Raw genomic sequence first — 10,747 nt, 5'->3', positions numbered from 1 at the left:
CCAGAACAGTCTCCGTCTAAATCGGAGCTCCTCCTTCACGTTCGTGTTCACACACGGGCACGGAACCTGCTGATGGACCTCGAGGAACGTGGCCACCGGTTCCGGTTCCTCATCCGTGACCGCGACACGAAATTCACGATTTCCTTCGATGCTGTCTTCGCCGGGGCCGGTATCGACGTGGTGCGCACACCGCCACAGTCACCCCAAGCGAACGCGATCGCGGAACGCTGGGTCGGCACCGCCCGCCGGGAATGCACCGACAGGCTGCTGATCGTCTCCGAACGGCACCTGACCACCGTCCTCACCAGCTACGCCGAGCATTTCAACACCCACCGGCCTCACCGCTCCCTCAGCCAGCACCCACCCGACCCACCACCCGCGGTCACCCCGACGCCGAATTCCACCGCCCGTCGCACACGCATCCTCGGCGGGCTGATCAACGAATACCGCAACGCCGCCTGACGACGCCCACCGCTGATCATCTCAGCTGTAAAAGAGCAGCTCACAGCCCCAACCCGGATTTTGGAGCCCCACAACGTCCCGCGCGCGGCCCGCCTCTGGCAGGGGCTGCCGGTATCCGCGTGGCGGGCGTCAAGAGTTTGACGCTTGGCGGTCACGATAGCCTGCACGGCCCCGGGCAGGACGGACTCGACCTGACGAACCGGTGCGTTCCGTGCTTTGGAGATCCTCGGGACGCGGATCGCAGGGCGCGGATGGTAGGGCTGCGCGACGGTGTAGCCGTCGCCGTTGAGGCAGACCAGCAGGTGACCTGCGGCGTGTAAACCTCCGCAGGCCCCCACGTGGTGGGGCCTGCGGAGGCGTTGGTAACTGAACGTGCCGGGAGCGCAGCCGGCCACTCCCTCCAGCTGGGGAGTGCTCGCAGACGTCCGGGCTTCGCGGGACGTCAGTCCCCTCACGGCCGTCCGATCATCCCGAGCAGCTGGATGTCACCCTCGGCGAGGGCATCCGCCGCTCACCACAGCGCTGTGTATCGCGCGGCGGCTGCCTGGTTGCGGTGGATGCAGGTGGGACTGAGCGGTCCGTACAGGTTGGAGCCGACGTTACCCGGAGTACAGACGTTGAAGTACATCTCATAATAGAATGTCCCTTGGCCTGCCCTGGCCCGGAACCAGTCGTACATCCAGCTGATGAAGTTGGCGTTGTCTCCCCCGCCGTTCGCCCCGGATCCTGGGGCAACCCCCCATTCTCCGACGCCGAACAACTTGCCATGGCTACGGGCGAAGTTGTACAGCCAGGTGATACCACCCTGGGCGTTGGCCTGCGCGGTGAAGTCGGCGAACGTGCGCGATGGGGGGTAATGGTCGTAGTCGTCGATACCGATTATATCTACCCACTGGTCACCGGGGTAAATGTCCAGCGGGTTGTGGCTCGGCGGGTTCTGCGAATAGTGGGCGTTGAGTGTCCAGGAGAGCAGCGGGTCCGGGGTTGCCGTCGAGTTGATCGCGTCGGCGATGTGACGCCAGCAGTTGATGTACGCCGTGGGATTGGTTGCGGACCATTCGTACCAGTTGCCGTTAGCTTCCCAGGCGAGACGGATAATGGAGTTTTGCCGCCCGGTGGTGTTAAGGGTATTACCGAACGTGCGCCAGTACGAGTCGTAGGCGCCGGTGGCACAGGCCGCCAGGCTGTTGCCCTGGCCCTCCGGGAACGGTGGTACGGAGATCACGAGCCGCCCGGGCCATCCTGCGTAGTTCAGCTGTGCGAAGGACGGTTCGACGATGTTCGCCCAGCTGTTTCGAGCCACGTAGGTATGGGCCAGGTCGCAGGGTGTCCCGCGGGTGTCGCAGAAGGCGTCTGTAACCGAGGGGACCATGAGCGCGTTAGCCCAGATGCCGGACAGCCAGGGCAGCCCCGACCGGAATCCGAGGGGTGGCGTATCGCCGGCGTCCGTGCCTACCACCATCCGGTCAAAGGCGACCAGAGTGCTGGGAGATGAGGTGCCGTGCCGTCCGGTGTTGACAATCGTGGCCGTATGAAGCTGGACGTCGAGCGGGGCGGCTCGATAGAGCAGCAACGAACTCTGGACCGGAGCATACGTATCCACGGTGGTAGGTGGCCCGCCGTCGATACTGATCGTGGCTATGCCGCCGTTCGGGTGACCGACGCCGTAGATCGCGACCTCAGTGCCACTAAACCGGATCGAGGCTACCGCGCCACGGTCATAGGAGAAATGGTAGCTGCTGTCCTCGGTAATGGGTGGGCAACCCGTGCACGTCGACCAATTACCGACATAATTGACCGGCCCGAGGCCGGTGCCGACGTTGGTGTCCTCGATTACAGTCGTCGTGATCTGCGCGGCAGCGGTACCCATCTGCACCAACGCAAGAGCCAGGATGGCTGCGACCGCGACGACTAGCCCCCGCGACGCTCGCCGTCCCGGGACATACCGGGACATATGAGCGTAATGTCGCCTGCGCGGCATCCACACCCGCCATTCCTGAGATCGATTAGAGCAGTCCCGATCCGTCATCGAATCATGCTTACATGGTCGCACTTCTGGCATCTCCACCGCCAATTTTTTCTTCTGCCTGGCAGGGCCGAGAGTAACGCCTTCACCTATGCCGATCGGGGATTCAGAATGGTGCCACACAAAGTTTCTACCGGGCCGGCGAAGCCGCGCCTGAAATGTTCGCCCGAATCAGACCACTGTTACGCCGGCGACGGCGATGGTCTCAACCAGTTCAAAGCAGAAAGTACAGCGGACAGACTGAAAAAAAGTACAGATCGGAAGGCTGAGCGGGTCTGTTGTATGCGGTCGTGGCATAGGTCCGCAGCCCTACCTGTCAGCATGATCTGAGCCGGGGGATGTCTATCATCTTGTGACTAGGGCGAGGTTGGAAGACGAAGATCGTGGTGGTGGCGGTGACGGACTGGGTGGGGCCTGGTCGATGATGGCCGTGTGGGAGATCGCGAGAGCGGCGGGTCACGGCCGGATCCGGAGGTCGAACCGAAGGCGCGCCGGCGGTCGTTCTCGGCGGCGTACAAGTTGCGGATCCTGGCCGAGTACGAGGCGGCGACGTCGCCGGGCGCGAAGGGCGCGATCCTGCGCCGGGAGAACCTGACCGGATTCAACTGGCGTGATGCCCTTGCGTCGGCCTGTCGGCTGCCGTTCGGGGAGCGTCACCGGTGACCGAGCCGGCGGGCGTGTCCCGATAAGGGCCTTGCCGCACAAGGCATCCTCACAGCTTTGACCGCCGTGGCGGTCCGGCGACGGCCGTCCGGTCCCGGACCGAGCAGGAGACGAACGGCTATGTCCAGCATCCATCCGCCTGCAGGATCAGACCAGATCGAGGCGACCAGCCAGGAGATCGTTCTCGGTCCCGCGGCGGGCGTGGGTCGAGGGCAACGGTTCCTATGGTGTGGCTCTGGCCCGTCACCTGCACACCGCAGGTGTCACCATGCTGGAGGTCAACCGGCCTGACCGTGCTGCTCGCCGGCGTCGGGGCAAGACCGACTGGCGGCTGACGGCCGTGCTCACCCGCTATGCCCCAGTTCTTCTGGCGCGTCCTGGTCTTGACCCGGACACGACCGCCGCGCTGCTGATCACCCCCGGAGACAACCCCGACCGGCTGGCCAGCGAAGGATCCTTCGCCGCCGTGGCAGGCGCGGCCAGTCCCGGCAAGCCGGGCGGCAGCCGGTCGTCGTGGTGAACCGCCTCGCCGATCAGCGGATCGGCTCAACGCATCCCTGCGCGTGCCCGCTGGACAGCAGGCCGATCCGGGGTGCGGGTGACGGTGGGCACCGCCCGCCACACCGATCGGTGCGGTGGCTCCCATTCCGGACGCGCCAAGCCGGCGACCAGACCACGCAGGATCCGCAGCGCGCGGGCCGCAGCCGCTGGGCGGCCCGTGACCAGCTTGCGGGCGGCGAGAACGCCGAGCCGGAGAAACGCTGCGGCACGGATCGCGAAGAACGCTCCAACCGGGTAACGCAGCTCCGGCCAGCGTGCTTCCGCTGCGGCCTCGCTCCGCATGGTCATGAAGGCGTTGGTCCGCGGCGACGGTAACACCGAGCTTTCACGCCCCGGCCTCCCATCCCCGGTCCGGATGGGGAAACCGACAGCACCAGCGTCGTCCGGAGCCTCGCCGAGCAGCTTGGGCAGCATGTTTCCGGTGTCCGCTGGCAGGACGACGTCGCTACAGCTTCGCGTTCTACCGCTTGCGGGAAAAGTCCCCCGAGAATCTGCATATCGGCTGGAACCTGTGCCAACGACCGCGGATCCCCATCGATACTCGGTGGACGGGATCTAGATGGAGACCAGCCGCAATGCTCGTATCAGGCAGAGCCGGCCCGCGGGCACTGTTGCATCGATGGGTTCCGCGGTCTCTGCAGCGTTCGCCGGGAATGATCGAGTGATGGTTCTCCATCCCGTCCGTCCGCCGGTTCGGGTGTCCGAGTTCACCGGGTTCCGGTTCCCGTCAGAGCCGCCGACAACGCCCGGGCGCCGCACTCAACCAGCACCGCCGGCCGCACCTGCGGCAACGCCCCGCACCCTGGGCGTTGCCGGGCTTCCCGAATGCCACGGCGTTCTCATCGATATCAGGGACCGACAGCATGGCGCCTAGACCGCGCACAGCCGCCGGCTACAGTAGAACGCCCCGACCGTCCGCCGGGGCGGTGCCATCGTGCACCGCGGTCCGTTCGAACAGCAGCTTCAACGGTTCCCCCCCGGGCCGGTCCCGCGCTTTGGTGATCGCCGTGGTGGCCGGGACCTTCACCGGCCCCAGACCACCGGCCAGCCAGTCGTCGGCGACCTTGCCCTGTCACATCACCTTGCTGTAGCCGTGGGAGGGGAACAACACCAACGCGATCACATAGCGGACCGCCAGGGCTGCCGGCAGATCCCGCGACCACTGCTCACGCCGGCCAGTCTCAACGGACAGTGCCCTCATCGAGCGCATCCGGGAACCGCGCTGCCGGCACCCCAGGCCGACCCGGCCCACCAGCGGCCTCCGGGACTCTCCCTGGCCTGACCGTGTCCGGGCATACCTCGAACCTACTTTTTCGTGATTCCGATCCCTCTACTTGACCGAAGGTCTTGATCATCCTTACGACCAGCATAGGTAATTTAAAGTGACATACATGGCTCTTCATGGCCGACCGGTCGTTGTAGCCGGATGAGCACGGAGGATAGGGGACCCTGCGACTCTTCCGTTCAGCTCGGTCGTCCACGTTTACCCGGGTCAGCGTATTCACGGTCAGCCTCTTTGGTCAGAATTCGGACGTATGGTGGAAACTATCCACAACCGAGTTAATACGACATCCAGCCAAGCACAAAGAGCAACGCAAACTGGCTGCGATACAAGATATTGCACAATCAGACATTAAGTTCACAGCATGGCGCCGAATCGACACCGAGAATACCTGGACCGCACTTGATGTGCGCGGCATAGATGGTCAATAATCATTGCTCACATCGGGACGGTAGTTAAAAATATTTCATACGGAGAGGGAAAGGAAATGCGAGAGTGGAGCCGACGCGCACTTTTGCGCACAACCTTCGCGGCGACTGCGGCGACTTCGTCATGGGTAGGCACGGAAGCTCGCGTGATGGCGTCTCCAGGTGGGGCACCTGTGACAGGATCGCGGGCATCTAGCGCGGTTTTTCCTGGCCTCCCTAGATCGAAACCAGTGCTGATTCCGGCGCCGCAGCCTTGGCCCGGCCGGGTGGTCTGCAGCGACCGCAGCGGCCTATGTGCTGGTTACTGGCAGTCCTCTCCGTACGGCGTGGTGGGATTTCTGTGGCGAGGAGGTCGTCTCCAACAGCTGCCGGGCGGCAGTCGGCCGACGGCTATAAACGAGCATGGAGTGATAATAGGGGATATTATTGGTCGCTATGATCGGCAGGCATTCTCCTGGGTCGACGGGAAATGGCAACCTCTGGGCTTTTTGGGCGGTACTGACACTATTGGCGGATGGACGAGTTCCGCCGCCGCGGTGAATACCTTCGGGGTCATCGTAGGAACCAGCTCGACCGACTCCGGGAACTCACACGCCTACCGCTTGACGGCAGGACGGATGCAGGATCTGGGCGCTCTCGGCGGCAGCTACAGCTCCGCGGCCGCGATCAACGATTCCGGCCTGGTGGTGGGCTCGAGTCAGCGCCAGTACGGTTCGACGCACGCGTTCGCCTGGTCGAACGGCAAGATCCGCGATCTGGGAACGTTGGGGGGATCTGAGAGCCAGGCTGTCGCCGTGAACAACGCTGGTCAGATCATCGGGTCCAGCTTGACCGCCGCCGGTGCGTGGCACGCCTTCCTCTGGCAGCGCGGTCACATGACAGACCTTGGGGTGCTGCCAGGCGACGGCGTCAGCGAGGCGGTTGCGCTGACCAGCCGGGGCGAGGTTCTGGTGCGCAGCACCGGGGCGCACCCGCGTGGGTTTCTGTGGAGCGCCGGTCGAAGGATCGAACTCGGGCCCGCGGCGAGCGGCTTCGATCCGGTCGGTCTGAACGAGCGAGGGTTGGTAGCCGGCACGATGTCGACGCCGTCCGGCCCGCACGCTGCGACGTGGTATCGCGGAACTCTCACCGATCACGGCACCCTCGGCGGGCCCTACAGCGATGTGGCTGCCGTGACCGCTGGAAACATGTTGGTCGGTAGCGCGACAACAGCCGATCTGTTTCCCCATGCCGCCGTGTGGCCCGCTGAGCCGGAACAGCCGTGACCGCGGACGGCAAGACCCCGCCCCGCGCCGACCGGGCTCGCCGGACAGACGCGCAGCGCAACGAAAATCGCCTTGTCGAGACCGCCCGCGAGGTGTTCATCGCGCAGGGCACCGGAGCTCCCCTCTGCATGGTGGCGCAACGTGCGAAGGTGGGGCCGGCGACGTTCTAGCGACACTTCGCCAATCGGGAAGCGCTCGTCGACGCCGCCTTCCGGGTGGAGATTGCTGCTCTCTGCCACATCGCCGACCTGCTGACACTGGCCGCCATGCTGCACCTCGATGGCCCGCCAAGCGACGATAAGCGGATCCGACTGCTGCTCGACTTGCTCGAGACGGGCTGGCGCCTGCGCGTTGCGCCGGCGCAGGTCAGATCTCGACCACTTCAAGACGTGGCGCCAGCGGCCGGGATGGTCACCCGACAGCGCCGCCCGCCGTGCAAAGAGGCCGTTTATGGGCTCCTCCGGGAACTGTGGCAGTTGCGACGCTCCGACGTGCCGAACGGGCGGCCGGTCCGACCCGCCCGGGGCGGGGTACCGAAGGCGGGGCCCCGCCCCGGCGCGCGGCGGGTCGGCCGGGGTCCTGTTCGGCGCGCGTGTGCGGCGCCCTGGGCTCGCTGGTCAGCGGGGGTTGCCGCTCCGCAGGGGCGGCCTTGTCCGCCGCTACCGCCTGCGCGCGGGTGTTCGCCTTACCGTACTCGGTGGTCAGATCGACTCCGTGGCCCACGATGGGGCGGCCGTACAGCTCGACGACTTCGATCGCGTCTTCCAGATCCCGAAGGTCCCGGGTGAGGCGGTCCAGGTCCCACACGATCGCACCGTCAAGGTAACTGGACCGAAGCTCGGCGTAGTCCGGGCGGATCATCGCGCCGTCTTCCAACACGATGGTCTTTTTCTTCGAAGCAAATCCTTTCTCCTGGTAGACCTTCTCGATCGTCGCGCCGTACTCCTCGGCGAACTCGTACCCGTCCTGACGCTCTAACGCGTCATCCCTACCGACCAGTTCCGAGTACCGGGCGTACAGGACCAAGTCGCAGACCGTCCAATTTCGCCATAAGAAAAGTGTAGTTCGCCCGATCGCCGCACCCACCGGTACACCGTCACGTGATCGACGTCGACGTCGCGCTCGGCGAGCAGCTCCTTGACATCCCGGTACGACAGCGCGAAGCGCACGTACCAGCGGACCGCCAGCACGATCACCTCAGGGTGGGAACCGAAACCCGGCGAACACTCGGACATCGGAACCGGGGACGGACGGGACGGTGAACCATCACTCGATCATTCCCCGCGAACGCTACAGAGACCGCGGAACCCGTAGACGCAACAGTGCCGCGTTGGGTGTCGACGTCTTGAATCTCCGAGAATCCTGTACTTCCGTGGTAGCGCTTAGATTCGGTTTAGCTTCAGGTTCCGTCTGTGGTTGTGCACTCCTCCAGGGAGCGCGCAGTCTCCTGTAGCTCACGACGGGATACAAAAATGCGCGATGAGAAGAACGTGATCCAGACAAGGACGAGAAGGTGCCATTTGAAAGTTTTCAGTAGATTGGGACGACGACGGGTAGGTCGTATTCCCGGCGCACTGGGCCTTGCCGTACTGGTTGTGGTGGCGCTCGTCACGGCCATTGGGCCGACCGTGGCGCCGGCCAGCGCGGCGACGACCATGACCACCATTGAGGACACCGCCGTCGGCACCGGCATCAACCAGGTCACCTACTCGGGAGCCTGGTCGGTGTGCACCGGCTGCGGACCCGCCACAGCGAACAGCAGCTTCCGTTACTCCTACGCCAGCGGTGCGACGATCACGGTTCGCTTCTCCGGCACCCAGATCAGCATCTACGGAATCAAGAACCCCCTCGGGGGATTCGCCGCGTTCAGCATCGACAACGGAACACCGACAACGGTCGACACCTATGCCAGCGCGTCGGTCGTCGCCCCGCAGTACAGCTCCGCGCCGCTACCCGCGGGCACCCACACACTGACGATCACGAACGTGCATCAGCACAACGCCGCGTCCACCAACTACTACGTCGGCTTCGACCGCGCCGTAGCCGTCGAGGCGACACCACCACCCCCACCCCCGGTGATACCACCACCGACCGTGACCACCATTGAGGACACCGCCGTCGGCACCGGCATCAACCAGGTCACCTACTCGGGAGCCTGGTCGGTGTGCACCGGCTGCGGACCCGCCACAGCGAACAGCAGCTTCCGTTACTCCTACGCCAGCGGTGCGACGATCACGGTTCGCTTCTCCGGCACCCAGATCAGCATCTACGGAATCAAGAACCCCCTCGGGGGATTCGCCGCGTTCAGCATCGACAACGGAACACCGACAACGGTCGACACCTATCGCAACGCCTCAGCCGTCGCGTTGAGCTACAGCTCCCCGCAGCTCTCCCCCGGCACGCACACCCTGACAATCACCAACGTCCACAAGCGGAGCGGCGCCTCCTCGAACTACTACGTCGGCTTCGACCGCGCCGAGATCGGCGACCCCACAGTCGTACCGCCCCCACCACCGACGCCACCGGTCACCATCGAGGACACCAGCATCGGCACCGGACCCAACCAGGTCTCCTACACCGGAACCTGGACCCAGTGCCTGGGCTGCGTCACAGTCACCCCCAACAACAGCATCCACACCTCGACCACCGCCGGTGCCGTCGCCACCATCCGCTTCTCCGGAGTCCAGGCCAACATCTACGGAGTCAAGGGCCCCGACGGCGGATTCGCCTCCGTCAGCATCGACGGCGGACCCACCAGCCCGATCGACACCTACGCACCGACCCGGATCGTCACACTGCTATACAGCTCCGCCCAGCTCACACCCACCACACACACCTTCGCGCTCACCAACCTCGGCCAACACAACGTCGCCTCCTCCACCGGGAACGCCGTCAGCTTCGACCGCGTCGAGGTCCCAGCCGGCACCACCCCCACTCCCGCACCGCCCCTGTACGCAGGACCACGCTCCGGTAAACCATGGATCTCGGGCACCTACCCCGACCCGGTCATGACCCCCGCCAACATCGACGCTTTCTGTAACTGGCGCGGCACACCCTGCGACTTCGCCCTGCTGTACACCACCCGGAACAGCTGGACAAACGTCGCCCAACCCACCGACCTTCTCCAGAGATTCGCCACCTGGCCAGGCCGCCTCATCATCGCGGCCTCACCCTTCCCGGAGAACATCGGCGCCAACAACACCACCTGCGCCACCGGCGCCTACGACTCCTACTGGCGGACCTTTGGCAACATACTGAACACATACGGCCGCCAGGACTCCATCATCCGGCTCGCCTGGGAAGGCAACGGAAACTGGTACCAATGGTCCGCCACCAACCCGACGAACTACATCAACTGCTGGCGCCACGTTGTCGACGCCATCCGATCGACCGCCGAACCCGACCCCGAAATCTCCTGGAGCCTCAACGCCCACTACTCACAGAACCCCCCCAGCCACAATGCGATCGACATGTACCCCGGTGACGCCTGGGTCGACGACGTAGGCCTCGACTCCTACGACTTCTGGCCGCCATCCCGAACAAAAGCAGAATTCGACGCCCAAGCCAACGCAGTCGGCGGACTCACCTACTGGTACAACTTCGCCACCGCACACAACAAAGCATTCGGAATCGGCGAATGGGGAGTCGTGAGCGGCGCCGGCACAAACGGCGGAGGCGACAGCGCCAACTTCATCCAATGGATGTACGACTGGTTCCTCGAACGCGCCGGAAAAGGACTCGCATATGAATTCTACTTCGGCAACTGCGACCCCGGGAACGTAGGATCCAACCTCAACCGCCCCCTCGGACCCGGCTGCGTCTACCAGAACCCGAACGCCGCCGCGCGCTATCAGCAGCTCTATCGGAGGATATAGCCCTGCGAAGACCTGGATTCAAATCACCGGCCTGAGGCGGGACCGGCTCACGGGCAGCGATCCCCGTAGGGATCGCTGCCCGTGAGCGAAGGAGACCAGTCCGGTCAGGGCGCTGTTGCGTTACGGGGAAGCTGGGCATGCCAGCGGCCGGGGCAGCTGCCGGTCAGACGGCTGCGGCGAGTTCG

At 64.8% G+C, this 10,747-nt stretch carries 8 protein-coding genes and 3 pseudogenes; 6 read left to right on the top strand and 5 right to left on the bottom strand.

Annotation, left to right across the window (positions count from 1 at the left end; all coding sequences use genetic code 11):
* A partial coding sequence (locus MXD62_RS22360; RefSeq protein WP_248831438.1) for an integrase core domain-containing protein occupies positions 1 to 462 on the top strand: 462 nt, incomplete at its 5' end.
* A 511-nt stretch (positions 463 to 973) separates the two neighbouring features.
* Here the strand turns inward: MXD62_RS22360 and MXD62_RS22355 are convergent.
* On the bottom strand, positions 974 to 2,332 hold the full coding sequence (locus MXD62_RS22355) for a glycosyl hydrolase (RefSeq protein ID WP_248831437.1): 1,359 nt from the start codon (positions 2,330 to 2,332) through the stop codon (positions 974 to 976).
* A gap of 588 nt (positions 2,333 to 2,920) precedes the next feature.
* On the opposite strand from MXD62_RS22355, the gene MXD62_RS22350 reads away from it, so the two are divergent.
* Both MXD62_RS22350 and MXD62_RS22345 read left to right on the top strand, forming a co-directional pair.
* Positions 2,921 to 3,151 carry a hypothetical protein gene (locus tag MXD62_RS22350; RefSeq protein ID WP_248831436.1) on the top strand — a complete coding sequence of 77 codons (231 nt, stop codon included), beginning with the start codon at positions 2,921 to 2,923 and terminating at the stop codon, positions 3,149 to 3,151.
* A gap of 205 nt (positions 3,152 to 3,356) precedes the next feature.
* Positions 3,357 to 3,476: pseudogene (locus MXD62_RS22345) on the top strand (IS110 family transposase); the annotation flags it as partial.
* A 221-nt stretch (positions 3,477 to 3,697) separates the two neighbouring features.
* Here the strand turns inward: MXD62_RS22345 and MXD62_RS22340 are convergent.
* Together MXD62_RS22340 and MXD62_RS22335 are read right to left on the bottom strand one after the other, a co-directional pair.
* Positions 3,698 to 4,000, bottom strand: a complete 303-nt coding sequence (locus MXD62_RS22340; RefSeq protein ID WP_308301306.1) for a hypothetical protein — start codon at positions 3,998 to 4,000, stop codon at positions 3,698 to 3,700.
* Positions 4,001 to 4,428: 428 nt separating this feature from the next.
* A pseudogene (locus MXD62_RS22335) lies at positions 4,429 to 5,008 on the bottom strand (transposase domain-containing protein); the annotation flags it as partial.
* 473 nt (positions 5,009 to 5,481) lie between these two features.
* On the opposite strand from MXD62_RS22335, the gene MXD62_RS39315 reads away from it, so the two are divergent.
* Both MXD62_RS39315 and MXD62_RS22325 read left to right on the top strand, forming a co-directional pair.
* Entirely contained in the window at positions 5,482 to 6,687 is a 1,206-nt protein-coding gene (locus MXD62_RS39315) for an HAF repeat-containing protein (RefSeq protein ID WP_308301305.1), read from the top strand.
* Positions 6,684 to 6,857: a hypothetical protein gene (locus MXD62_RS22325; protein ID WP_248831434.1), complete on the top strand. Its 174-nt coding sequence runs from the start codon at positions 6,684 to 6,686 to the stop codon at positions 6,855 to 6,857. Before MXD62_RS39315 ends, MXD62_RS22325 begins: the two co-directional genes overlap by 4 nt.
* Positions 6,858 to 7,098: 241 nt before the next feature.
* Here the strand turns inward: MXD62_RS22325 and MXD62_RS22320 are convergent, their stop codons facing one another.
* Complete coding sequence (locus MXD62_RS22320) at positions 7,099 to 7,713, bottom strand: recombinase family protein (RefSeq protein ID WP_248831433.1); 615 nt, start codon at positions 7,711 to 7,713, stop codon at positions 7,099 to 7,101.
* Positions 7,714 to 7,760: 47 nt separating this feature from the next.
* Positions 7,761 to 7,922: pseudogene (locus tag MXD62_RS22315) on the bottom strand (IS6 family transposase); the annotation flags it as partial.
* Between the two features lie 420 nt (positions 7,923 to 8,342).
* On the opposite strand from MXD62_RS22315, the gene MXD62_RS22310 reads away from it, so the two are divergent.
* Positions 8,343 to 10,562, top strand: coding sequence for a glycosyl hydrolase (locus tag MXD62_RS22310; protein ID WP_248831432.1), 2,220 nt, complete (start codon positions 8,343 to 8,345; stop codon positions 10,560 to 10,562).
* Positions 10,563 to 10,747: the final 185 nt, after the last annotated feature.

The sequence above is a fragment of the Frankia sp. Mgl5 genome (assembly GCF_023242985.1).
In the GTDB taxonomy this organism is placed as follows: domain Bacteria; phylum Actinomycetota; class Actinomycetes; order Frankiales; family Frankiaceae; genus Parafrankia; species Parafrankia soli.
This window is presented reverse-complemented; position numbering and strand designations above follow the sequence as displayed.